Raw genomic sequence first — 24,817 nt, forward strand, 5'->3', positions numbered from 1 at the left:
TTTAGTTTATAACAGTAGAGATATCCTGCTCAACACTTTGCATACTCACAAGTGCCTTATTGAGGGCTTCGCTTCGACTGATACAAAAAGCATTTGTAGGCAGCTTATCCTTTATTTGTAGTCGTTTTAGTTGTTCACTGGTATCACGATTTGGTGAGTAAATGAAAACGTCACAATTGGCATCTAACGCATCTTGAATTGCATTTTCAATGGCTAAAGACACGGTAACATCAAGCATCTGTACATCAGACAAATCAAGCACCATGGCTTCATATTCACTAATGTGACGATGTTGGCGTGCAATTGCTTTTGATACGCTAAATATCATCGGGCCTGATAAGTAGAAAAACAGCAGTTTTCCTTGAGCTCGTTCTAGAAGTTCACGCTCTTCAACGGCAAGAGGTACATCATCGTCATCGGCGTCACTAATCGCTTTTACATGTTTGGCTTGTTCTCGGCTAAGTCGTTCGATCACAATAATATTTGAAATAAATACGCCAAGACCTACCGCCACAATTAAATCGACAAATACGGTGAGCAGCATCACACCATACATAATAGCCATTTGTAAAATACTCAGTTTGTGGGCGCGTTGAATGAAGCTCCAATCAAGAATATTAAAGCCGACATACACTGCAATACCAGCAAGTACGGCCATAGGGATCGGTTCGGTTAAACTGCCAGCCACAAACACGACAGCCATTAAGATCACAGCCCGAAGGATCCCAGCCAGAGGGGATCGCGCGCCAACTTGCACATTGACTACGGTGCCCATTGTTGCACCTGCACCAGGAAGTGCGCCAAAAAAACCAGCAACCATATTAGCAATACCTTGGCCACGCAGCTCTTTGTCTGAGTCATGTTCGGTACGGGTTAAACTATCGCCAATGACGGCGGTTAATAGGGTATCGATACAACCAAGAGTACCTAATACAAGCGCATCAATAACCATTTCAGTAAAAAGATCGGCGGTAAAAGTTGGAAATACAATACTGGGTAAGCCACTTGGAATGACACCAATACGGCGAATGTCGTCGGTAGAGAAGACTAAGATAGAGACTATAGTTACCACAACAAGGGCAACAAGTTGGGCAGGCACATACTGTCGAAATTTTTGCGGTAGGTAAAATAAAATACCGAGTGTACATAACCCTAAAAATAATTCGGAGAAATGCAAATCCATAACTAAATCAGGCAGTGCGCCCAAAGTACCCAGTACGCCGCCACCTGGGGAGGAGTGACCAAGTAATGGCGCTAACTGTAAGATAATAAGTATTACCCCAATACCAGACATAAAACCTGAAATAACGCTATAGGGCATCAGCGTAATATATTTGCCAAGCTTTAAAGTGCCGAGCATTATTTGAAAAGCGCCTGCCATCATCACAACGGTAAAGCCCATCGCGAGGCCTTGCTCAGGATAACTGGCGAGCATAGTGGTTAAAACGGCGGTCATTATTACGGTCATTGGACCGGTCGGTTCAGATATTAATGAAGTAGAACCACCAAAAAGGGCGGCAAATAAACCAACGAGGATTGCGCCCCACATACCAGCTTCAGCACCAGCACCCGAGGCAACACCAAAGGCCAGCGCTAGAGGCAATGAAATAATCGCAGTAGTCACACCACCAAATAAATCACCTTTTAAATTTACGTGTTTAAATCGCTTTAAAGACAAAACGGGGTTCCTCATCTTGTAATTTGGCGTATTTTAACTTAAAAACGCATTATCAAGTATCAGATTTTTAATTATTTTTTACACTTTTGACGATACCCAAATAAATACAGTTTATGCTAGTATGACGGCATAATTGGCATTAGATGCGATCATAAATAATTATGTTTCAACCTGTTAGCCTGTTTATCGGGCTGAGATATAGTCGTTCCTCTAAGGGGAATGCTTTTATCTCTTTTATTTCATTTTTCTCAATTGCTGGTATTGCAATTGGTTTAATGGCGCTTTTTACCGTCAGCTCAGTGATGAATGGCTTTGAAGATAACCTAAAGAGCAATATGTTGGGATTGATCCCTCATGTAGAAATCTCATCAAGTGGGCACACTCAAACTAATATGATCCAGCTACAAAAAGACGTTGTTGTGTCTGATTTTGTTAAGCAGGCGAGCTTGTATCGTCATGGCGAAGCTATTTTACAAACAAACCGTGATTTGCACGGTGTGCTGTTACAAGGCTTGTACGATGAAAATGCATCGCTTTATAAAATCAGCGATAAAGTCATTCAGGGTAATTGGCAAGTCGTAATGGCGACGCGTTATAATATTGCTCTTAGCCGTTATTTAACGCGCAAACTAGGCATTGGCTTAGGTGATAAAGTACGTGTAATTATGCCAAATGCATCAACCTACACGCCATTAGGGCGTGTGCCAAGCCAACGTTTATTTACCGTTGCAGCGATTTATGAAACTGGTTCTGAAATCGATATGGGCCTTGCATTTACAAGTGGAGAATCATTGCAACGGGTATTAAAACTCCCTGACAGCAGCGCGCCTAACTTAAGCATATCGCTAAACGACCCCTTTGAATTGGATGCATTTATTGCATCGTCAAATGCGCTTTTAAGTCAATATAAGGTGACAGACTGGCGACAATCGCAGGGCACCTTATTTGCGGCCGTCGCTATGGAAAAGCGCGTTATGTCGATGCTATTGGCGCTAATAGTATTAGTGGCTGTATTTAATATTGTTTCGGCTTTAACTATGATGGTCAGTGAAAAACAAAGTGAAGTTGCAATATTACAGACTTTAGGACTGACGCCTTCTCAAGTACAGCAAGTCTTTATGATCCAAGGCCTTTACAATGGTTTAATTGGCACAGGGATTGGCGCTGCATTCGGGTTACTATTAAGTGCATATATTAATGAAGCATTAGCTTTAATAGGTTTGAATTTATTAACAGGCATTGCTTTACCCGTAAAATTTGACGTAATGAATTTATCCCTCATTGCCATTGGTAGTATTACCATGAGCTTTTTAGCCACTTTATACCCGGCGCGTAAAGCTGCCAATGTTAGTCCTGCAGAGGTATTGCGATATGAATGATTTAGTTATTCAATGTGAGAAGTTAAGTAAAATATATCAAGATGGTGCGAGTGAAGTTGCAGTATTGAAAGGAGTGGATTTATCTCTTCAGCAGGGTGAAATGCTCGCTATTGTCGGCAGCTCAGGGTCTGGAAAAAGTACGCTTTTGCATATACTGGGTACTTTAGATGCGCAAACTAGTGGAGTGGCTAAAATTAAAGGTCAACAAGTCGCTAAACTTTCACGTGCTGAACAGGCTAAGTTTCGTAATGAGCATTTAGGTTTTATCTATCAATTTCATCATTTATTGATGGAGTTTAATGCCGTTGAAAATGTAGCGATGCCATTATTGATTAAAGGCCTTAGCGCGAAAAAGGCAAATTTAAAGGCATTGGCTATGTTAGATAAAGTCGGTTTATCGCATCGTAGTAGCCATAAACCGTCGATGTTGTCTGGCGGCGAACGTCAACGTGTAGCCATTGCTCGCGCGCTTGTAACAGAGCCTGCATTAGTATTAGCAGATGAACCAACGGGCAACTTGGACAAACAAAATGCGATTAAAATTTACGATTTGATCAAAGAACTTAATAGCAGTTTGAATACCAGTTTTGTAGTAGTAACACACGATTTAGAATTGGCTGATAAATTGGGTAAAATTGCTTATCTTGATGATGGAAAATTAGCAATCAAAGAGGCAAGTCATGTTGCTTAGTGCTTATTTGAGCAAGCGTTTTAGAGCAAGCTCAGGCGGTAAAGACGAAAAGAACGGGTTTGTTAGTTTTATTGCTAAAGCATCAACAGTCGGTATTTTACTTGGTGTTGCAGTTTTAATTATTGCGCTTTCAGTGATCAACGGATTTGAACAACAATTAGTGCATCGTCTTTTGAGTGTTGTTCCGCAAGTTGAATATGTTGCACCGAATCGTCCTATCGATAATTGGCCTGATAAAGTACAAAAGCTTACTCAGCAGCGAGATGTGGTTGGGGCCGCGCCTTTTATTAGCGTTAACGGTATGGCGCAGTACAAAAGTGAACTAAAAGCGGTTGAAGTGCGTGGCATAGATCCTACATTAGAGAGTAAAGTGTCGGCGGTTAATCAATACACGAAAGGTAAATTAGTTAGCCAGTTAGGTTTTGATGAGGTTATTTTAGGTCAACAAATCGTTAAACAGCTCGGTGTAACGCAGGGGGAGTTAATAACGTTATTGATCCCGCAAGTTAACAAAACGAGTAACGACATTTTAGCACCGAAAAGAGTTACTTTGACGCTGGCTGGGATAATTGAAATGGGCGGCCCAATCGATAGCTCTGCTGCATTTATTCACCTTGAAAAAGCACAAAGGGTATTAGGTTATGACTTACAGCAAGTCACTGGGTTGCGTTTAGCTGTAGCGGATGTCTATTATGCACATCAAATTGCGTTGCGAGTTGGCCAAACAATAGATGATTATGTGTATATTTCTAGCTGGTTTAGAACGCAGGGTAGTTTATATCAAGATATACAAATGGTTAGAACCATCGTTTATATTGTGGTGTTTTTAATTATCGCTGTCGCGAGTTTTAATATTGTCTCATCGTTAGTCATGGAAGTGCGAGAAAAACAAGCTAATATTGCTATATTAAAGACCATGGGTGCGAAAGACAGTACGATACTAGCGACCTTTATCCTTCAAGGTTTAAGCCAAGCGTTTATTGGGGTTATTTTAGGCTCTTTTATTGGTGTGATTGTCGCGTTAAATATTAGCGAGTTGTTTACTTTACTTAGTCAATTTGCTGGCAGTAACCCATTAGAAGGGGTCTATTTTATTGAATTTTTACCCAGTAAGTTAGTATGGCAAGATATTGTTGTAACGGTTATTGTTACATTTGTACTTGCGGTGTTAGCAACGATCTATCCTGCTTGGCAAGCTACCCGTGTAGACCCTGCGAAGGTACTAGGAAACTAGATCGAATACTTTAAATGGCCACATACTTTTATAAAATAATAATCAATAGTGGGATAAAGCTATCTCTGTTAGACTGTGTGGCTATTTAATAAACCAGCAAAAAATTGCTTGGTTACCAATACCTTTACTCTTGGAATTTACTTTGACTAATAATGATATCTTACGCCGCATTCGCTATACCTTTGATTTATCTGATACTAAAATGATTGAGATTTTTGCCGCGGCAGATTGTCAAGTAACGAAGGAACAAGTTGTTGCGTGGTTATGTAAAGAAGGGGATGAAGGCTATATTGAGATTACTGATACTGAGTTTGCGACTTACTTAAATGGCCTTATTAATACTAAACGTGGTAAACGTGAAGGTGAGCAGCCAGTGCCTGAGAATAAGCTCAATAACAATATGATCTTAATGAAATTACGCATAGCGTTAAACATGAAAGCTGAAGACGTTATTGATGCACTCGCCGTTACTGATTTTATTCTAAGCAAGCATGAGCTAAGTGCTTTTTCTCGTAAAGCAGATAACAAACACTTCCGTGTGTGTAACGATCAAATATTACGTAACTTCTTAACAGGCGTGCAGCAAAAAATCCGCCCAGAATCTACTGGTAACTAATCAGTATTTTTAACAAGTAACCTGAATCTAGGTTACTTGTATACTCAAATTACCTTAATATGCAGGAGCGGTTTTGTAACACGATGTTGGCTTAATGTAATTTAACCTGAATCTCACGCCGTTTTTTACATTAATTTTTGTGATAAATCGTAGCTTTTGCTCTGCCTATAAATCATAAAAGCTAATAATGCTTTTTACCTGTAAATATTCGTATATTTCTTTTAGCTCGTCTAGACTTACAACTTCATTCATCGTTAACCCATCATATGCAACTAAAGACCCGTTTGATCACCGTATTATTAATCAGCTCGCTATTGCCGCTATTAGTGGTTTTTGTTTTAGTGAGCATACAAGGCACTGAGCAAGCAGAACGTTTAAGTATCGTTGCAGCCCAAGCAAAAGTAAGTAACGCCGCAGGGATATTTGATCGATATTTTATCGAAAGAAAAGCTGAAATATCAATGTTAGCAAAAGATTCACGAATAAAGTCTATGCAATTTGTCAACATGCGCGATTATTTGATCAGTGAAAAAAAACAAGGTAGTGGCTCCTATGAAAAATTCATTGTAGGTGAAATTGATGGCAGTTTTTACAACACTGAAGGGGGAAATAGTTTTCAAAACCTAAAACGTACTTTTGATGATTCAATCGCGAACTCCAAACCCCGTTCAATTAAAAAAAGAGACTACTGGTTGACGACCGTTGGTGAAAATACAGCTAATGATCCTGTTATTTTTGTATCAGAACCCATGATCTCCTATACAACGGGAGTAAGACAAATTGTAATAAGCTCATCAATTTTAAATGACGAGAAACAAGTTGTTGGCTTGATCGGTGGCAGTATTGGTTGGAACGAAATCGAGCGTTTGATACAAGCAGTTCAAACACAGGTTATGAATTCTTTTGATGATGGCGTACGTTTTATGCTTGTATCAAATAGCGGTATTTATATGTACCACTGGGAAGCTGATAAAATAATTCAACTTTTGAAAAAAAATGAGCGCTGGGTCTTAAATAATATTGGTGAAAAGGTCAGTGTTAAGTTAAGGGTTACACAAGAGCCAAACGAAGAGATGAACCATATTGGGGTTCGTATGGTGGCTGGACATTCAGGGTTTGCAGAAATATTTAATAGTAAAACTGAAGAAAAAGAGCATATTTTCTTTTCGCCAATATCTTCGGCAGGTTATAGCATTGCTGTAGTGATCCCAAATAAACTTATATTTTCCAGAATAAAAGAGTTACAAAAAACTCTCTGGATAATTTTTTCTATTGTTTTGGTGGCAGCCTTATTTATAGCCATTCGCTTATCTGTTCGTCTGTATGCGCCAATTCATAACTTAACTCAGGCTTCACATGCTTTATCTTTAGGTGACTATAGCGTGAAGATCGCCTCATCAGGTAAAGATGAACTCGGTGAACTATCACGTGTTTTTATTAGCATGCGTGATGAGCTTTCAATGAGAGAAGGACAACTTGAAAAACGCGTAGAAGAACGTACAAAAGCATTTGAAATTGCAACGGGAAAAGCCAGTGATGCGTTAACAGCCAAAAGTCGCTTTTTAGCCAATATGAGTCATGAAATCAGAACGCCTCTCAATGGTGTTTTAGGTACTTTGCAGTTATTACAAACAGCTCCTGGACTGAAAGAAGATGAGGTGCTGTTAGTAAATACAGGGGTAACTTCAGCAACACATTTATTGTCGCTAATTAATGACATACTGGATATTTCTAAATTAGAGCAAGGAAAATTAAAAGCCGATAATTCAGTGTTTACATTACAACAGTTACAAGATGAAGTTTTCGCAATAGTTCAGCCCTTAGCTATAAAAAAGTCAATTATTATACAATGGCATAGCGATAACCACACACTTAGTGTTTACTCAGATAAAACACGCTTGAAACAGATATTGGTAAATTTAATCGGTAATAGTATTAAATTCTCACAATTAGGAAATGTGAATGTGACGATTAATACACAAAAAGAAGGTGCTGATTTAACATTGCAGTGTGTAGTGAAAGATAGTGGGATCGGGATTAAAGACGATCAACTCGCTGATATTTTTGAGCCATTTAGTCAAGCTGATAATAGTACAACACGTGTTTATGGTGGTTCAGGGTTAGGTTTAAGTTTATGTAAAGAGCTTGTAGAAATGCTTGGCGGTAAAATTACGATTCATTCAGAATTTGGTAAGGGAACTGAGGTCATTTTTAGTATTTTAACCGTTGAAAAAAATGAAAACAAAATTGAGAACACAGATCCAATGCTGGATTTTTCAAATGTGTCAGCCACAGTACTCGTTGTAGAAGATAATATGGTCAATCAATTGGTGATTAAAGCAATGCTTCTAAAGTTAAATCTAGATGTAGTAATAGCAAATGATGGCTTAATCGCTTTAGATATTCTACAGCAGCAAGATTTTGATATTGTTTTGATGGATATGCATATGCCTAATCTTGATGGAGTAAGTGCAACAAAAATTATCCGTGAAAATAAAAAATGGAAAAATCTTCCTATCATTGCGATAACGGCGAATGTAATGCAAGAAGATGTCAACGCATGTTTTCAAGCTGGAATGGATGATTACTTAAGTAAACCAATTGAGTTTAATTTACTCGCTTCATTATTATCACGCTGGTTGAAAACTTAGTTTTTAGTTCAGTTCCCGCCAGTCATTACATTGGTTTGATCACTATAGAAGCTTCTGAACCTTATTTCTCGTAACGAAGGTAAAGAGTGCGATTCACAAGCATAGCGATTAGGTCGATAAAATTTCACGAGACTCACTCAAACAAGATATTGATTGTATCAAAATAGGAACTCAGCTATGGTCTGTGTATAACCGAATTAATCTAAATGAGTTATCCATAAATTTATTCAGCATGGATGAGTAAATGTTTAAAGTCAGTTAAGAGACTAATACTTGTAGATACTTAACTTTCAAAAACAATGCGTAAAGGACAATAAATGATTAAGTATATTTTAATAATAGCAGCTGCATTTGGTGCTTATAAATTTTTCTTCTCTTCTGAAGGGCTAATTAAATCAAATATGAGTGAGATCCACTCAAGTGAGTATAAGTTTAAGATTACATTTCCTGACAAGCCAAGAGAAAAATCTGAAATCATTGATCTCCCTAATTACGGAAAATTCAAAACAGTGAGTTATTTTGTGCGTAAGCCTGAACTTGTTTGCGGTATTGTAATATCTGATTACTTAGATGCAGATGAAGTGACAGGGGATATTTATGACCAAATAGATGTTGCCAAAAGAAATCTGCTCAACAGATATGGCAGTAGCATCAATAGTGAAGAGTTTATCTCTGTTGGGGGGGTAAGTGGCTATCAATTCGATGTGACGACAAAAGATAGTAAGTTGTTGAGAATGCAAATTTTTAAGTATATGAGTAATTCATACAACCTTAGTTGTCAGTACGAAAACTCGGATGATCATAAGGGGCAAATGAATGAGTTTATGGACTCATTTGAACTAATTTAATTTATCTTACTGACATAAATTATTTAAAAATATAGCCGCTTAACAGAGTAAAGTATAAATATACTAACAATGATTTTTGGTGTTTTTCAGCTTAATTATCATACATTACTTAATGCAGCGATTACGAAGGTCGCTTTGCTGTTTTAGCGGTAGGTTTCATCGGGAATGGTATATTTATACCCAAGCTACCTCAATATGAAGAATATTATTTTTCTTTAACCCTTTAACTCTTTTACGAGAACTTTGCTACAACAGTACGTGATTTTTTACTATATTTTCAGCGCTATTTACTTCATTAGCGGCATATTCAACATTAAGAGAATGATATGCTTGAGCACCTTTACGGAACAAATGTTCAAGAAGCAAATTAGTAAAAAACTGAGGACAGAGAGATAAAGTACTTTGATAAACCAAAGACCGTCCATAATTATGCGTTTAATTGCTTCATCTAGGGAAATTTCTTATTTCTCATTTTTTGGAGGGGTTATAAACTTAAATAGAAATTTATGAATTTGCTCTGTGCAATGTCTGGTAAATGATATTTCTTATCGATTGCTCGTAACATTAAAAAAGCGCGTTTAAAACGCGCTTTTTAATTACTAAACTAAATTAGCTAGCGTCAACTACTTTGACAGGCACAGATTTTTCAGCACTGAATTTAGTGATCATTGCTTCTTCAACCGGTGTGAACGATGTTAGGTCAATGCCTTCAACCGCAGACTTATATTCTTCGATTGTAGGGAAACGGCCTAATACGCTTGCAAGTACTACAAGTGGTGTAGAACCAAGCAGTGATTCACCTTTTTTATTTGATGTATCAGCTACAACACGACCTTGAAACAGACGTGTTGATGTGGCGATTACAGTGTCACCAGGTTCAGCTTTTTCTTGGTTACCCATGCATAAGTTACAGCCTGGGCGTTCTAAGTATAAGATATTTTCATACTTAGTACGTGCCGCAGTTTTTGGTTTCGCATCGTCAAATTCAAAACCAGCGTACTTAGCCAAGATTGCCCAATCGCCTTCAGCTTTTAGCTCATCAACGATGTTGTATGTTGGTGGTGCAACAACTAATGGTGCATTAAAGACGATTGAACCGTTTTTCTTTTCAAGGTTGCGTAACATGTGAGCGATGATTTTCATATCGCCTTTATGAACCATACACGAACCAACAAACGCCAAATCAACTGGCTTGTCAGTGTAGTATGAAACAGGGCGAATAACGTCATGAGTATAACGCTTAGATACATCGTCGTTGTTTACGTCTGGATCGGCAATCATTGGCTCAACGATTTCATTAAGATCAACCACTACTTCAGCGTAGTATTTAGCTACATCATCAGGTGCAAGCGCAGGGTTTGTGCCGCTGTTGATCTCTTCGATACGTGTGTTAGCTAAGTCGATAAGACCTTGAAGTGTCTGTGCTTTATTATCCATACCTTTGTTGATCATGATTTGGATACGGCTCTTAGCCAACTCAATAGACTTGATCAACGTTTCGTCGTTAGAAATACAGATTGATGCTTTCGCTTTCATTTCTGCAGTCCAATCCGTGAAAGTAAACGCTTGGTCAGCCATTAGAGTACCAATGTGTACTTCAATAACACGGCCTTGGAATACGTTTTCACCGCCAAATTGCTTAAGCATTTGCGCTTGAGTTGCGTGAACAACGTCACGGAAATCCATGTGCTTAGCCATGCTGCCTTTAAAGGTTACTTTAACAGACTCTGGAATTGGCATTGCCGCTTCACCCGTTGCAAGTGCTAATGCCACAGTACCTGAGTCAGCACCAAACGCTACGCCTTTAGACATACGGGTATGTGAGTCACCACCAATGATAATAGCGCGGTCATCAATTGTGATGTCGTTTAATACTTTGTGGATTACGTCAGTCATTGCATGATAAACGCCTTGCGGATCACGTGCTGTGATCAGGCCAAATTTATTCATGAACGCCATTAATTTAGGGATATTTGCTTGCGCTTTGCTATCCCATACTGATGCTGTATGACAACCTGATTGATATGCGCCGTCGAGAATAGGAGAAATAACAGAGGCTGCCATTGCTTCTAGTTCTTGCGCCGTCATTGGGCCAGTTGTATCTTGTGAACCAACAATGTTTACATTAACACGTACATCAGAACCCGCGTGTAGCGGTGAGTCAGACAATACGCCTACGGCATTACGGTTGAAGATTTTTTCAACGGCTGTTAAGCCTTGACCTTCATGCGATATTTCTTTAGCAGGTGCATATACAAGCGGTATATCAATACCTAAAGTTTCTGCTGCAAATGTTTGTAGTTTTTTACCAAATACCACGGCATAAGAGCCGCCAGCTTTCATAAATTCAATTTTTTGAGCACTGAATGCAGAAGACACATCAGCAAGCTCTTTATCGCCGTTGTATAATTTCTTCTCTTTGGTATTAATCGTTAAAACTGTACCAGTAGCAACAGAATACGCTTCTTCAAGAACTGCGTCGCCGTTAGCATCTGTTACTGTGTTACCGTTAGCATCTACCTTCTTAACCCAGTTTTTAAGGTCAAGACCGATACCACCAGTTACATCAACGGTTGTTAGGAAGATTGGTGAAATACCGTTAGTTCCCGCAACCACTGGTGCAATGTTGATGAACGGAACGTATGGACTTGCTTGTTTACCTGCCCAAAGTGCGACGTTATTAACGCCAGACATACGTGATGAACCCACGCCCATGGTGCCTTTTTCAGCAATTAGCATTACTTTTGCATTTGGGTGTTTTTTCTGTAACTCACCGATTTCTTGCTGTGCTTCTGGTGTGATCATGCATTTGCCGTGTAATTCACGGTCGGCACGTGAGTGCGCTTGATTACCAGGAGATAATAAATCAGTTGAAATATCACCTTCACCAGCGATGTAGGTTACAACATCGATTTTTTCTGCAATTTCTGGCAGCTTAGTGAAAAATTCAGCTTGTGCGTAGCTTTCTAATAACTCTTTAGCAACAGGGTGGCCTGCTTTATATGCTGCTTCTAAGCGAGCAGTATCTGCATCGTATAAGAACACTTGTGTTTTAAGTACGTCAGTCGCTTGTGCTGCAATTTCTGCGTTATCAGCAAATGCTAGATCAAGTAGCATTTCAATTGAAGGGCCGCCTTTCATATGTGAAAGAAGCTCAAAAGCATATTCAGTAGTGATTTCTGTTACAGCTTCGTCACCAAGAATAATTTCTTTTAAAAACTGTGCTTTAACGCCCGCAGCACTCGTTGTTCCTGGTAATGTATTATAGATAAAGAAATGCAGAGAATCTTCACGATGCTCGTTGTTCGTATCTTTTATTTGAGTGATGATTTCAGATAGTAGCTCTGCACTATCAATTGGTTTTGGGTTTAATCCAAGTTCCGTTTTACGGGTTTGGATTTCTTCCATATATTTTGTATACAAACTCATAGAAAACTCTCGGTATTTTACTTGATATGAAGTTAAGCATTTTAACTGATTTACAGTGACTAGTAATGCCCAAATGAAAAAAGCTTTGTGCCCAACTATAATTATAGCTGGTTTTACGTTGACGGTATCTATACACAAGGTAGGATTTTATCGTACTTGCACCATAATTTGTATATATGAAATGAATATTCACTATTAATCTTGTGAATGTATGATGGTTGTAGCGCATACTCATCTAACTGTAAAAATTAAACAATGGAGGATTTTTGTTGTTCAATGTCTTCTGAACAGTTGATGCATAATGTACGTATGTGTTTAAACATCTAAATAATGATTATTTCAGCTAAAATAGGATAAAAGCTGTGATTTACGAGTTCGGAAGTTTCAGGTTAGTGCAATCATATATGAGATAAGAAGTTCTATTATGTCTCCTGATTAAATTTATATCGCTCTCGGCTTTTTTCATCAGCGATCCAGACTGTAATATCATTGAGTTTAATCAACCAGTAAGTGTTCAGATGTCGCTTTGTGTCATTTTATTTTATCAACGAAGTATCTCAAAGTATTGGCTCAGATCACTTTCTCAGCGTTCACTATCAATGGTATGCTCTTTTCTTTTAAATAAGAGATTTGCTATGGATGCTATTGAACTTTTATTAACCCGCCAATCAGATCCTCGATTGATTGCCCCAGGCCCTAATGATGATCAACTTAGTATTATTAAACAGGCGGCGCTGCGAGTGCCAGATCATGGCTGTATTGCACCATGGCAATTTATTGTTGTTGAGGGGGAAGGGCGTGAACGTTTGGGTGAGATCTATCATCAAAGTGCTATTGCAGAGCAACAAGATGAAAAAGTGATTAATCGTGCGAAAGAATTACCGCTGCGTGCCCCGATGATTATTATCGCTATTGCAAAATACCAAGCTCACCCAAAAGTTCCACGCGTAGAGCAAGTTCAAAGTGCTGGGTGTGCGGTGTTAGCTATGCAACAAGCAGCTTTCGCTCAAGGTTTAGGTGGTGTGTGGCGCACGGGTTATTTTGCACAGAGTGATGCAGTTAAAGGTGCTTTAAGCTTAACTCGTGAAGATGAAATTGTCGGGTATCTTTATTTAGGGACACCAGCAGTTGATTGTAAAAAATCTGTCCGTCATAGCCCTGAACACTTTTTTACAAATTTATAATCATTTTCACAAATGAATGAACTTTTCTCTAAAAATCTGGTCACATCATATTAAGTTTAAACGTGTTACTCTGCTTTAGCTGTAAGAAGTGCATGGATGCATTAATTGAACTATTTCTTCTGCAGTATGTTTTTTAATCTGTTGTTTTTTGTTAGTGTATGGATAGTCTTATAAAAATAACGATAAAGAAGACGAGAATGATGGGAAATTTATTTCTACGTGAAAAAGAGAAATGGTTAACGTGGTCCTTATGGGGCTTGGTTGGCGCAGCGCTGACTCTTTATATCGCAATGAGTACAAAAACACCGTATTTAGTGGCCTTTTCAGCGATGAGTATTCTTGTTTTACTGACTTGGTGGATGCAACGCAGTAAACGATTTGATTTTGGTCGAGCATTTAAAGTGTGTTTGTACGTAGTGATGTTAAGTGTATTACCGGCATTTATTTTGGTGATTATGCCAAGCGGTGACCTAAACAGATTTGATTTGATATTCCAAGTTATTAGCTTTGTTAGCTTAAGTTTATTAGCGTGTTCATTATGCTCACTAATTGCTCGTCGACCTAAGCAATATTATTGAACTGTCTTAAAATGAGTTAAAAAACCTATAATATCAATTATTTTAGGTTTTTTACATTTTAGGGGTTTACAAAGAGAGTCATTCCCACTATTATCCGCGCCGTACGGAGAGATGGCAGAGTGGTCGAATGCACCGGTCTTGAAAACCGGCATGGGTTTATAGCCCATCTAGGGTTCAAATCCCTATCTCTCCACCATATTTAAAAAGCCGCCTTATGGGCGGCTTTTTGCTATCTGGAGTTTATGATGTCTCAACAAAACCAATTAAACACGGTGCAACGGGTGGTCAAACATGTCCTGTTATGGACTGTATTTGCTTATTGCTATCACAGTGCCATCAACTTGCTCGTCAAAATGGCTATTGATGCCCAACCTGATGCTGTTTTACTTACGTCGTTTGTTTATTGTTTAGGTTTCAATATTCTCAGTGGACATTTGATCACAAAATATGACAAACATTGGCCTGTGATTGGTGCATTTTTTATTGGGGTCGTTGGTGTTGTTGTAGTACCTGCGGTATTAGTTGGTACGCATGCATTATTGAGTAGACCATTGCTTGCTGGTATTTTAATCAGCCTGCCTGCATTTACTTTTGCAATGGGCCTAATTAAGCAAAAACTCAATAAAAACTAAGCTTAAAGAAGCCCAAAAGGGCTTTTTTTTATGATAGCATAGACGCGTCTTTTAACTGATACCAGCGCATGATAGGTTGGTATAAACAAAACGTGAAACACATTATGTCAGATAATTTTACTACAGATGCTGAAAAAGCAAGTTACGGTATTGGCTTACAAATGGGTGAGCAACTTAAAGCTAATCCATTCGAAGGTTTAAACTTAAATTCAGTATTTGAAGGCATGAAAGATGCGTATGCTGGTAGCGACTTCCAAGTCGAGATCCCTGAGATCCAAGCTGCATTCGAAAAAATCAATACAGAAATTCAAGCACGTCGTGAAGAAGAGTCAAAAGTACTCTCTGCTGAAGGCATTTCATTTTTAGAAGAAAATGCAAAACGTTCTGAAATCACAGTAACTGAGTCTGGTTTACAGTATGAAGTATTAACTGCTGGTGAAGGCGCTAAGCCAACGGCAGAATCAACTGTACGTACTCATTACCATGGTACATTAATCAACGGTACTGTTTTTGATAGCTCTTATGAGCGTGGTCAACCTGCTGAGTTCCCTGTAGGTGGCGTGATCAAAGGTTGGACTGAAGCATTACAAATGATGGGCACTGGCTCAAAATGGCGTTTATATGTTCCTCATGAGCTTGCTTATGGTGAACGTGGTGCTGGCGCTGCAATTGCTCCTTTCTCAACGCTTATTTTTGATGTTGAGTTAATCGAAATTCTTTAATTAGACATTTTGATATTAAAAAGCCGCGCTAATATTTATTAGCGCGGCTTTTTGTTGTTACAAAGTAATATTATACTAATCTGCATAAACATTTGAACAATTTAACGAAGTAAATCACGCTATAACGGCGTTAAAAATTTTTAATTTAGAACCACTGGATATAAAAATTTTTGCTTAGGAAGAACCCTTTGGGCAGCGCATGTTTGGCATTTATACTGCGTTATCGCCTATTTATGGGGAACACCCACACCATAGGCGCTGCCTTGCCTAAATGCCAAACATACTGCTGCAAAATTAATCACGAAAGGTCAACACGTCCTCGTTATAACGCAATTTACTTGTCATTAAATAGACCCCATATCGACCCAGATTGGTATTAAAAGTAACCACGTACACCAATTCTAAAATTACGACCAGGTAGAGGGGCTTTATCCTTGATAAAAGAGCTGTGAACAAAGCCTAATTCATCTGTAATATTATCTATATTGATATAAAATTGTGTATCAACAGGGCCAACGGTTAATTGGTAATTTGCTTGTGCATCAAATAATGTATAGCTATCAGTTGCAGTTTCATAAGCGGTAATGTCATTTTGTTCAAAATAATGTGTGCCGGTTAAGCTAAACTGCCAATCATTAAGATTATATTGTAACTCAGAGCCTAACTTGTTCGCAGGTATACGCGGTAAGTTATTATCGTCAGAAGATAGCTTGGCCGTTGTAGAATCACCAAAAAGCTTGATCATCGCATTTGAATTTATTTTGTAATGCGCATCAAATTCTAGACCATATAATTGTGCATCTTTGCTTACAAATTGATATACAGTCATGTCACCTTCGTGACCTTCTTCTGCAGCTTCTAAACCATGCTCTTCATCGAAGACTAGACCCGTATTTTGCTGATAATAGAAATTTTCAATATCGTTATAAAAAAAGTTAACGGTATAACCAAAATCACCACTAAAGCGTCTAAAACTTAAATCAATATTAGTTGATGTTTCTTGCTTTATATCCTCTGGCTCAAAGTGAATCTCACCTTCTTCAATTTCATAGCCTAGGCCAAGTTCATAGGTGCCGGTGGCAATATGAACACCATTTGAAAGTAATTCAGCAGAAAGCGGTGCTCGTTCAGAATGAGATAAGCTTAGTGCGATACTTTGTCCTGGCGTATACTGCCAAATACCACCTGCAGAGACGCTTAAATTAGTGAAACTTTTACTGTATAGCTGTGTTTGTGCGTTTGACTCATCATGGTCATGGTCATGGTCATGGTCATGGTCATGGTCATGGTCTGCGATTGCGCTATCAATAGTGTAATCTTCTAAGCGTGCACCAAACTCAATAGTAACATCACCAATTTGCTGCTCTTCTAAAATAAAGATTGCATGACTGGTTGTTTTACTGGCTGGAGTAAATGCTTCTTCGCCATTAGCGTCATAGTCAGAATCGCTAAAGTGATAACCTACCATACCGTGCCAATTAGCAAACTTATGCTCAATGTTTAATCGTGCTTCTGTAGTTTCGTTACTAAAAATAGTACCAATAGCACCATCTTCAATTTCAGCATGACGATAGTCAGTATAACCAACACGTAAGTTAATTGTTTCTATCCAATTATTATGCAACGCATAGCTCATAAGACCTTGCCAGCGATCTTGCTCTACACGTGCATAAACTGGCGTTTCTTCACCTTCTTCGTGGTCATGGCCGAGCTCATGATCGTGTTCGTGTTCATGGTGTTCATGTGCAGGGATACCGTAGTCAGTATCAATACGTCCGTAAGCCAAACCAAGAGTAAAATGTTCACCCACATAACTGGTACCAAAATTAACGGTTTGACTATCAATAAATGTGTTTTCTACAGATGTTGCGGTTTCATGTTCTTCTTCTTCATGGCCGTCATGATCTTCGTGCTCTTCTTCGGGTAAATCAAAACGCGGCGTTTGATAATCATCACCAGTACGTTTTGTACCATCAAAATGAAAATTAAAGTTGTTGTGACCTGTTTCCAGTTTTGCTGCATACGTATTAGCATTTGAAACCGTGTCATGGGTGTATTCAACAGCACCAGTTAGCTGTTCAATGTTATCAGTCGGAATTCGGTTATCAACAACATTTACCACGCCGCCGATCGCACCTGACCCATAGAGTAGGGTTGCAGGTCCACGTAAAACTTCAATTTGTTCTGCAGCTAAACTATCGTTTGAGGTCGCGTGATCAGGACCAATGCGTGACGCATCACTACTGTCTAATCCGTTTTGTGTGATCTTAACACGCGGGCCATCTAAACCACGGATAATTGGACTTGATGATACTGGACCAAAATAACTGGCATTTACGCCAGGAATTCCCTTGAGAGTTTCACCTAGGGTTGGTTTAGCTTTGTTACGTAATTCATCACCAGCAAGTACGCTCACTGGCGAAATCATTTCTAAGCTGTTTTTATGCAAAGCTGACGCATATACGACCATCGTTTCAACAGACGTTGGGGTGAGTGTAATATTTAGAGCCGAGCTAGCTTCATTTACTGCAATACGTGCATCAATGTAATTACTTTTACTTATGTGTAATTGACTATTGGCATCAACATTAATACTGAATTGACCATTGTCATCAGTTTTAATTGATTGTGTTTTCCCGTGTATATGTACATCGGCCTGACTAATTGGTTGATTATTAGTATCTAATACTTGGCCTTTGATAATGCCAGCATGAGCGGAAAATGAACTAAGGGCAGTGATTATTGCAGTGGAAATTAATGAATGTCGGATCATGAGTACTACATCGTGATGATTATGTTGTGATATAATATAACACCAACAATAAAGTGGATCAATAATGTTATACCATAACTTTTAATAATCCGCTTAAATTTTTATATCCGCTATACTTACTTTTAAGTAGCCGATCATAGGTATTTGCAATGAGTGATAAAACCCGCGTTTTTAAAGCTCGGTTTACTATTGCTGATTTGCGCCAGCAACGGAACCACCAAGAAGTGTTCACTACGGCTTTAGTTAAGAATGAGAGCTTAGAGCATTTTATTTTAAAGCTACTTGGTTACTGTCTGCTATCTTATGATAAAGATGCGGTGATAAATAAGCAATTTGATAAACTAACGCCAGACGTTAGTATTAAAGCCTTAGACGAGCATTATAAGACATGGCTAAGTGTTGATAAGCCCGATGCAGAGCAGCTAATTAAAATAGCCAAAAATGTTGATGAGCTTCTTATATTGACCGCCGCCAATACTGATTGGCTAGCGGATGTTCAGACACGATTGAGTTTCTTTTCAAACAGCCATATTATTGAAATTGATCAGCAGTTTATTGATGATATACGAGCTGGCTTAACGAGAAACTTAAGCTGGGATGTTATAATAGATGACACAAGTTTGATGATTAGCGATAAAGATCATTGCTATGAAACGAATAAATTTGATTGGCACTAAAACGTACCAATGTTTATATCTCGTCTTTTAATCATTTAAAACTCAGGGTAATACTGCCATTTGGTTTACAACAACACAGTAATACTTCGCCTTCTCTGACAAACGCTAAAGGCTCTTGGTTATAATTAACAGTTCCATCAATAAGCGTTGCCCTACAGGCACCACAATAGCCTTCGCGGCACTGATAGGGCACAGTTAATTTGTTTTGTTCTAAACAGTCTAAAAGAGAAGGGCAGCCAGTATTAAAATCAAAACACTGGCTGTCATCTGCAAGGTGAACCTTTGCAGTTTTTTGTACAGACATTAGAGATCAAAATCACCAAAGTCAGACGCATCTACTTGCGAGTCAATTTGGCCAACAAGATATGAGCTTATTTCGGCTTCCTGTGGGGCAACCTGTACATTATCAGAAACAAGCCATGAGCTGATCCAAGGAATTGGATTGCTGTTACTCGGAAATTGTGCAGGTAGGCCAACTGCAATCATACGTGCATTGGTAATGTATTCTACGTATTGACAAAGAATATCTTTATTTAAACCAATCATGGATCCATCTTTAAATAAATACTCAGCCCATTCTTTTTCTTGCTCAGCAGCATCAACAAACATTTGAATTGCTTCTTCACGACACTGTGCGGCTACAATAGCCATTTCAGGGTCATCTTTGCCATCTTGCATAATATTAAGAATATGTTGTGTACCAGATAAATGCAGTGCTTCATCACGGGCAATAAGTTTTATTATTTTTGCATTACCTTCCATTAGCTCTCGCTCAGCAAATGCAAATGAGCAAGCAAAGCTAACATAAAAGCGGATCGCTTCTAAAATATTCACTGACATCATGGCAAGGTACAAAAGTTTTTTAAGCTCAAATAAACTGATATTAACGGTTTCACCGTTAAGCACATGCTTACCTTCACCATATAAGTTGTATACGGCAACTTTATTAATTAACTCGTCGTAATATTTAGTTACCGCATCAGCACGTTCACTAATTTTTTCATTACTGACGATATCGTCAAAAATAAGTTCAGGGGCTTGGGTTACATTACGAATAATATGTGTATATGAACGGCTATGAATTGTTTCACTGAATGCCCATGTTTCAATCCAAGTTTCAAGTTCAGGAATAGACACAATTGGCAATAATGCAACATTAGGCGATCGACCTTGTACACTATCAAGCAAAGTTTGGTATTTTAAATTACTTAAAAATATATGTTTTTCGTGATCTGGCAAGGCTTGGAAATCTAAGCGGTCTTTGCTTACATCAACTTCTTCTGGGCGCCAAAAAAACGAAAGTTGTTTTTCAATTAATTTTTCGAAAATAGGGTACTTCTGTTGATCATAACGCGATACGTTAACGGTTTGGCCGAAAAACATCGGTTCTTGTAGTTGGTTATTATGGTTTCGGCTAAAAGTAGTATAAGACATAAGATCACTCAAAAAACGAACAGGATAAAGCGGGCGTAAAGCCCGCTTCAAATTTATATTTATAATCGATTAGATTTTACATGCGCCGCCTGCACAATCATCATCTTCCACTTCTGGTGTTTCGTCTTGCATATCAGAAGCACCATCACGTGTATTATGGTAGTAAAGTGTTTTAACTCCTAGTTTATATGCACCTAGTAAGTCTTGTAGTAACACCTTCATAGGTACTTTACCCCCTTCGAACTTATTTGGATCATAATTAGTGTTTGCAGAAATTGTTTGGTCAACAAATTTTTGCATAATACCAACAAGTTCTAAATAACCTTTGTTTGATGGGATATCCCATAATAACTCGTAGCTATCTTTTAGGCGCTCATACTCAGGCACAACTTGCTTTAAAATACCATCTTTACTGGCTTTTACACTGATATGCCCGCGAGGAGGCTCAATACCATTCGTTGCGTTTGAAATCTGTGATGATGTCTCTGACGGCATCAACGCAGATAACGTTGAGTTACGCATACCATACTCTTTAATATTGGCACGCAATGTGTCCCAATCTAGATGCAATGGCTCATCACAGATTTTATCTAAATCACGCTTATACGTATCTGTTGGCATAATACCTTGTGAATACGTTGTTTCGTTAAATTTAGGGCAAGCACCGCGTTCTTTTGCAAGTTCATTTGATGCTTTCATTAGGTAGTACTGAATTGCTTCAAATGTTTTGTGCGTTAATGCGTTAGCACTGCCATCAGAGTAACGCTTACCATTTTTAGCAAGATAGTAAGCGTAGTTGATTACGCCTATACCTAATGTGCGACGACCCATGGTTGCATTTTTTGCAGCGGGGACAGGGTAGTCTTGGAAATCAAGCAGATTATCAAGGGCACGTACAGCCAGCTCTGCAAGTTCTTCAAGCTCATCCAGTGACTCAATCGCACCTAAGTTAAATGCTGACAAAGTACATAAAGCAATCTCGCCTTCTTCATCATTTACATTGTTAAGCGGCTTAGTTGGTAACGCTATTTCTAAACATAAGTTAGATTGACGAATAGGCGCAACTTTAGCAATGAACGGGCTGTGCGTATTGCAGTGATCTACATTTTGTAAGTAAATACGGCCTGTACTTGCACGCTCTTGTGCAAACATTGAAAACAGTTCAATGGCTTTAATACGTTTTTTACGAATTGAGTCATCTTGTTCGTACTGCACATATAATTTATCAAATTCATCTTGATCTTCAAAAAACGCATTATATAAACCAGGCACGTCTGATGGGCTAAAGAGCGTGATGTAATCGTCTTTAATTAAACGCGAGTACATAAGTTTATTAAACTGAACACCGTAGTCAAGGTGACGTACACGGTTATCATCAACACCACGGTTGTTTTTAAGTACTAATAAATTTTCAACTTCTAAATGCCAAAGCGGGTAGAACAAAGTGGCTGCACCACCACGCACACCACCTTGCGAGCAGCTTTTAACGGCTGTTTGGAAGTGCTTATAAAAAGGAATACAACCGGTGTGGTAGGCTTCGCCATTGCGAATAGGGCTACCAAGTGCACGAATGCTACCAGCATTAATACCAATGCCTGCACGTTGCGATACGTATTTTACAATCGCGGATGATGTTGCATTGATAGAATCTAAGCTATCACCACACTCAATAAGTACACATGAACTAAATTGACGTGTCGGCGTACGTACACCGGCCATGATTGGAGTTGGTAATGAAATTTTAAATAATGAAACTGCGTCGTAAAAACGTTTAATGTAATCTAAACGTGTTTCTTTTGGGTAATCTGAAAACAGACTGGCGGCTACTAAAATGTATAGAAACTGCGCGCTCTCATAGATTTCGCCTGTAACGCGGTTTTGGACTAAATACTTACCTTCAAGTTGTTTAACCGCAGCGTAGCTGAAGTTTAAATCACGTCCATGATCAAGGTACTCGTCCAATGCATCAATTTCTTGTTCTGTGTAATCAGCCAGTAAGTGAGCGTCGTAGCGCTTGTCTTCAACTAGTTTAACAATGTGATCATATAAACGAGGTGGTTCAAATTGACCATATGCTTTTTTACGTAGGTGGAATACAGCTAAACGTGCAGCTAAGTACTGATAATCAGGAGACTCTTTAGAGATCTGATCGGCTGCCGCTTTAATGATGGTTTCATGAATGTCTTCGGTACGAATACCGTCATAAAATTGAATATGTGATTTTAATTCAACTTGCGAGACAGAGACATTTTTTAGACCCTCGGCGGCCCAAGCAATAACGCGATGGATCTTATCTAAATCAAGTGACTCTTTGCGGCCGTCACGTTTGCTTACAGATAGCTGTTGGTTCATAATTTTGCCTGTATTCCTTGAGGAAATATTTTCTAAAAAAATTTTTATTGTGTTAATGCTACTTTAACGAGAATTTAATTGTATAAGTCTTAGCCACAACATCTGGTGCTTATCAAATTCTAGGTCACAAGATAGAGTGGTCTGCGATCTTTTGCAAGGTACATAAATACCCTTGATTGTGGATAAGGTTGGGATAACATGATTGTGTTAGTGGGCATTAACCTTTGACCTTCTGATTAAAATGAAATTTATAAAAATCAACTCCAGATTGAGTAAATTATCTCATTTTAAAAATAAATTTCTGCTGCTTTTTTTATCAGCAATCAATGCACAAAAATTAACACAATCACAATATGTAGTGGTTAAAAATTAGCTAGACACTATATATGGTTAAAAGCATCAATAGGGGAGTACCAATTAAAATCAGCTTGCCAGCCTATTGCATCAGCTACACTAGGGATATATCCCCATAATGCCGTAGCGCTGTGCATGTTTGCAGCTTTGGCTGCGACAATGTCACGCTGTGCATCACCTATGTATAAACACCGAGTTGGTTCAACACCTAATAAATTAGCGGTGTGTAGTAGCGGCAATGGGGAAGGCTTGGCTACTGCTAACGTGTCACCACTGACAACCGCTTGCGCGCCTTTTAATTCAGTAATCGCTGAAACTAATGGGGTGGTCAAAAAGCCAGGTTTATTGGTCATTATTCCCCATTTAATGTTTTTTTGCTCAAGAGCAATTAATAAAGACGCTATACCAGAAAAACAGTGGCTATGCGTTGCAATATTATTTGCGTAAGCATTTAACAATTGCTGGCGTAAATCACCTTGCTTTGGGTGAGCATGCCACTGCTGGCCGAACCCGGCTTCCAGCAGCGCCATGGCACCATTAGAAGCTGCAGGACGATAGATGTCAGCCGAAACCTGTGGTTGATCATGATCAACGAGTACGCTATTAAGCGCTGCGCCTAGATCATCTGCGGTGTCCAGTAGTGTGCCATCTAAATCAAAAATAAAGGCATCATAGCTAATAACTGGCGTTGCTGTTTTAGAGTCAGCCATTACGCCAGTTTCTCAAAGTGCAAAATATAATTAACGCTGACATCGGTATTTAAGCTGTATTGCTTTGATAGCGGGTTATAACTAAGGCCAGCGCTGGCACGTACTTTTAATCCAGCTTGCTCTGCCCATGCAATAAGTTGTGCAGGTTTAATAAATTTTTTGTGGTCGTGAGTTCCCTCTGGCACCATTTTTAATAACTTTTCTGCGCCAACAATGGCAAACAAATATGCTTTTGGGGTTTTATTTAAGGTTGAAAAAAATACATCCGCACCCGGTTTGGCTAGTTTGGCAACGGCATGGATAATAGAAGCGGGATCAGGTACATGTTCTAACATTTCCATGCAGGTAATAGTATCAAAGCGAGCAGGGTACTGCGCTGCATACTCTTCTGCTGGTATTTTTATATACTCAACATTTACACCTGTTTCTAAACTGTGCAATTTAGCCACGGTTAATGGTTCTTGACCCATATCAATACCGGTCACGTGTGCGCCCATTCGCGCCATACTTTCACTTAAAATTCCACCACCACAACCTACGTCGAGTGTTTCTTTGTCAAACAAACCATGGGCTTTGTCGGCTATGAAGTCTAATCGTAACGGGTTGATCTCATGAAGAGGTTTAAATTCTCCATCTCGGTCCCACCATCGTTCGGCAATGGCTTCAAATTTTGCAATTTCTGCGTTATCTACATTTTGATGTTCGGTCATAAAAAGCTTCCTCGTCAATCTGAGGCCATTATATAGGGGGAAATTAATAAATCGCAAAGATTTAGCGCCTGTAAATATAAATAAATTGTGGTAGCATGACTTGGTAATAATAACTAAATACCCGCAAGCGCCCAGTATGTGGCACTTTAGGGGTAAATACTGAAG

At 38.8% G+C, this 24,817-nt stretch carries 19 protein-coding genes and 1 tRNA gene; 12 read left to right on the plus strand and 8 right to left on the minus strand.

Going from position 1 to position 24,817, the window contains the following annotated elements:
• Window position 1: 1 nt before the first annotated feature.
• On the minus strand, window positions 2-1,693 hold the full coding sequence (locus ADS77_RS06315) for a SulP family inorganic anion transporter (protein WP_054203607.1): 1,692 nt from the start codon (window positions 1,691-1,693) through the stop codon (window positions 2-4).
• Between the two features lie 146 nt (window positions 1,694-1,839).
• Between ADS77_RS06315 and ADS77_RS06320 the strand changes: the two genes are divergently transcribed.
• The 6 genes from ADS77_RS06320 to ADS77_RS06345 all read left to right on the plus strand — a co-directional run bounded on the left by ADS77_RS06320 (window position 1,840) and on the right by ADS77_RS06345 (window position 9,097).
• Entirely contained in the window at window positions 1,840-3,057 is a 1,218-nt protein-coding gene (locus ADS77_RS06320) for a lipoprotein-releasing ABC transporter permease subunit (protein WP_054203608.1), read from the plus strand.
• A complete protein-coding gene (gene lolD / locus ADS77_RS06325; RefSeq protein WP_054203609.1) occupies window positions 3,050-3,748 on the plus strand; it encodes a lipoprotein-releasing ABC transporter ATP-binding protein LolD in 699 nt (232 codons plus the stop codon). Before ADS77_RS06320 ends, lolD begins: the two co-directional genes overlap by 8 nt.
• On the plus strand, window positions 3,738-4,982 hold the full coding sequence (locus tag ADS77_RS06330) for a lipoprotein-releasing ABC transporter permease subunit (RefSeq protein ID WP_054203610.1): 1,245 nt from the start codon (window positions 3,738-3,740) through the stop codon (window positions 4,980-4,982). The genes lolD and ADS77_RS06330 overlap by 11 nt, the downstream gene beginning before the upstream one ends.
• A 142-nt stretch (window positions 4,983-5,124) precedes the next feature.
• A complete protein-coding gene (locus ADS77_RS06335) occupies window positions 5,125-5,598 on the plus strand; it encodes a DUF1456 family protein (protein ID WP_054203611.1) in 474 nt (157 codons plus the stop codon).
• 461 nt (window positions 5,599-6,059) lie between these two features.
• Window positions 6,060-8,249, plus strand: a complete 2,190-nt coding sequence (locus tag ADS77_RS06340; RefSeq protein ID WP_161803875.1) for an ATP-binding protein — start codon at window positions 6,060-6,062, stop codon at window positions 8,247-8,249.
• A gap of 317 nt (window positions 8,250-8,566) precedes the next feature.
• Window positions 8,567-9,097 carry a hypothetical protein gene (locus tag ADS77_RS06345; protein WP_054203613.1) on the plus strand — a complete coding sequence of 177 codons (531 nt, stop codon included), beginning with the start codon at window positions 8,567-8,569 and terminating at the stop codon, window positions 9,095-9,097.
• Window positions 9,098-9,706: 609 nt separating this feature from the next.
• Here the strand turns inward: ADS77_RS06345 and ADS77_RS06350 are convergent.
• Complete coding sequence (locus tag ADS77_RS06350) at window positions 9,707-12,526, minus strand: bifunctional aconitate hydratase 2/2-methylisocitrate dehydratase (protein ID WP_082355620.1); 2,820 nt, start codon at window positions 12,524-12,526, stop codon at window positions 9,707-9,709.
• Between the two features lie 635 nt (window positions 12,527-13,161).
• On the opposite strand from ADS77_RS06350, the gene ADS77_RS06355 reads away from it, so the two are divergent.
• From ADS77_RS06355 to ADS77_RS06375, 5 genes are all read left to right on the plus strand, one after another.
• Entirely contained in the window at window positions 13,162-13,710 is a 549-nt protein-coding gene (locus ADS77_RS06355) for an NAD(P)H nitroreductase (protein WP_054203615.1), read from the plus strand.
• Between the two features lie 200 nt (window positions 13,711-13,910).
• Window positions 13,911-14,288: a hypothetical protein gene (locus ADS77_RS06360; RefSeq protein ID WP_054203683.1), complete on the plus strand. Its 378-nt coding sequence runs from the start codon at window positions 13,911-13,913 to the stop codon at window positions 14,286-14,288.
• Between the two features lie 105 nt (window positions 14,289-14,393).
• Window positions 14,394-14,484, plus strand: a tRNA-Ser gene (locus ADS77_RS06365).
• Between the two features lie 49 nt (window positions 14,485-14,533).
• A complete protein-coding gene (locus ADS77_RS06370; protein ID WP_054203616.1) occupies window positions 14,534-14,920 on the plus strand; it encodes a hypothetical protein in 387 nt (128 codons plus the stop codon).
• A 104-nt stretch (window positions 14,921-15,024) separates the two neighbouring features.
• Window positions 15,025-15,642 (plus strand): FKBP-type peptidyl-prolyl cis-trans isomerase, encoded by a 618-nt coding sequence (locus tag ADS77_RS06375; RefSeq protein ID WP_054203617.1) that lies wholly within the window; start codon window positions 15,025-15,027, stop codon window positions 15,640-15,642.
• A gap of 376 nt (window positions 15,643-16,018) precedes the next feature.
• On the opposite strand, the gene ADS77_RS06380 is transcribed toward ADS77_RS06375, so the two are convergent.
• Complete coding sequence (locus ADS77_RS06380; protein ID WP_054453441.1) at window positions 16,019-18,415, minus strand: TonB-dependent receptor; 2,397 nt, start codon at window positions 18,413-18,415, stop codon at window positions 16,019-16,021.
• Between the two features lie 149 nt (window positions 18,416-18,564).
• Here ADS77_RS06380 and ADS77_RS06385 point away from each other — a divergent pair, with 149 nt between their 5' ends.
• Complete coding sequence (locus ADS77_RS06385; RefSeq protein WP_054453443.1) at window positions 18,565-19,092, plus strand: YaeQ family protein; 528 nt, start codon at window positions 18,565-18,567, stop codon at window positions 19,090-19,092.
• A 31-nt stretch (window positions 19,093-19,123) separates the two neighbouring features.
• On the opposite strand, the gene yfaE is transcribed toward ADS77_RS06385, so the two are convergent.
• The 5 genes from yfaE to ubiG form a co-directional block, all read right to left on the minus strand.
• Window positions 19,124-19,396 carry a class I ribonucleotide reductase maintenance protein YfaE gene (gene yfaE, locus ADS77_RS06390; protein ID WP_054203620.1) on the minus strand — a complete coding sequence of 91 codons (273 nt, stop codon included), beginning with the start codon at window positions 19,394-19,396 and terminating at the stop codon, window positions 19,124-19,126.
• Window positions 19,396-20,526, minus strand: coding sequence for a class Ia ribonucleoside-diphosphate reductase subunit beta (gene nrdB, locus ADS77_RS06395; protein ID WP_054203621.1), 1,131 nt, complete (start codon window positions 20,524-20,526; stop codon window positions 19,396-19,398). Before nrdB ends, yfaE begins: the two co-directional genes overlap by 1 nt.
• 69 nt (window positions 20,527-20,595) lie before the next feature.
• On the minus strand, window positions 20,596-22,878 hold the full coding sequence (nrdA, locus tag ADS77_RS06400; RefSeq protein ID WP_054453446.1) for a class 1a ribonucleoside-diphosphate reductase subunit alpha: 2,283 nt from the start codon (window positions 22,876-22,878) through the stop codon (window positions 20,596-20,598).
• Window positions 22,879-23,258: 380 nt separating this feature from the next.
• Window positions 23,259-23,942: an HAD family hydrolase gene (locus ADS77_RS06405; RefSeq protein WP_054453449.1), complete on the minus strand. Its 684-nt coding sequence runs from the start codon at window positions 23,940-23,942 to the stop codon at window positions 23,259-23,261.
• On the minus strand, window positions 23,942-24,652 hold the full coding sequence (ubiG, locus tag ADS77_RS06410; protein ID WP_054203624.1) for a bifunctional 2-polyprenyl-6-hydroxyphenol methylase/3-demethylubiquinol 3-O-methyltransferase UbiG: 711 nt from the start codon (window positions 24,650-24,652) through the stop codon (window positions 23,942-23,944). Before ubiG ends, ADS77_RS06405 begins: the two co-directional genes overlap by 1 nt.
• Window positions 24,653-24,817 lie beyond the last annotated feature (165 nt).

It is taken from the genome of Pseudoalteromonas porphyrae, assembly GCF_001298125.1.
GTDB lineage: Bacteria > Pseudomonadota > Gammaproteobacteria > Enterobacterales > Alteromonadaceae > Pseudoalteromonas > Pseudoalteromonas neustonica.

Excerpts from the sequence above, each read along its gene's own strand:
- ADS77_RS06315 (WP_054203607.1), bottom strand. The coding sequence starts at position 1,693 with ATGAGGAACCCCGTTTTGTCTTTAAAGCGATTTAAACACGTAAATTTA.
- ADS77_RS06320 (WP_054203608.1), top strand. The coding sequence starts at position 1,840 with ATGTTTCAACCTGTTAGCCTGTTTATCGGGCTGAGATATAGTCGTTCC.
- lolD (WP_054203609.1), top strand. The coding sequence starts at position 3,050 with ATGAATGATTTAGTTATTCAATGTGAGAAGTTAAGTAAAATATATCAA.
- ADS77_RS06330 (WP_054203610.1), top strand. The coding sequence starts at position 3,738 with ATGTTGCTTAGTGCTTATTTGAGCAAGCGTTTTAGAGCAAGCTCAGGC.
- ADS77_RS06340 (WP_161803875.1), top strand. The coding sequence starts at position 6,060 with ATGTTAGCAAAAGATTCACGAATAAAGTCTATGCAATTTGTCAACATG.
- ADS77_RS06345 (WP_054203613.1), top strand. The coding sequence starts at position 8,567 with ATGATTAAGTATATTTTAATAATAGCAGCTGCATTTGGTGCTTATAAA.
- ADS77_RS06350 (WP_082355620.1), bottom strand. The coding sequence starts at position 12,526 with ATGAGTTTGTATACAAAATATATGGAAGAAATCCAAACCCGTAAAACG.
- ADS77_RS06355 (WP_054203615.1), top strand. The coding sequence starts at position 13,162 with ATGGATGCTATTGAACTTTTATTAACCCGCCAATCAGATCCTCGATTG.
- ADS77_RS06360 (WP_054203683.1), top strand. The coding sequence starts at position 13,911 with ATGGGAAATTTATTTCTACGTGAAAAAGAGAAATGGTTAACGTGGTCC.
- ADS77_RS06370 (WP_054203616.1), top strand. The coding sequence starts at position 14,534 with ATGTCTCAACAAAACCAATTAAACACGGTGCAACGGGTGGTCAAACAT.
- ADS77_RS06375 (WP_054203617.1), top strand. The coding sequence starts at position 15,025 with ATGTCAGATAATTTTACTACAGATGCTGAAAAAGCAAGTTACGGTATT.
- ADS77_RS06380 (WP_054453441.1), bottom strand. The coding sequence starts at position 18,415 with ATGATCCGACATTCATTAATTTCCACTGCAATAATCACTGCCCTTAGT.
- ADS77_RS06385 (WP_054453443.1), top strand. The coding sequence starts at position 18,565 with ATGAGTGATAAAACCCGCGTTTTTAAAGCTCGGTTTACTATTGCTGAT.
- yfaE (WP_054203620.1), bottom strand. The coding sequence starts at position 19,396 with ATGTCTGTACAAAAAACTGCAAAGGTTCACCTTGCAGATGACAGCCAG.
- nrdB (WP_054203621.1), bottom strand. The coding sequence starts at position 20,526 with ATGTCTTATACTACTTTTAGCCGAAACCATAATAACCAACTACAAGAA.
- nrdA (WP_054453446.1), bottom strand. The coding sequence starts at position 22,878 with ATGAACCAACAGCTATCTGTAAGCAAACGTGACGGCCGCAAAGAGTCA.
- ADS77_RS06405 (WP_054453449.1), bottom strand. The coding sequence starts at position 23,942 with ATGGCTGACTCTAAAACAGCAACGCCAGTTATTAGCTATGATGCCTTT.
- ubiG (WP_054203624.1), bottom strand. The coding sequence starts at position 24,652 with ATGACCGAACATCAAAATGTAGATAACGCAGAAATTGCAAAATTTGAA.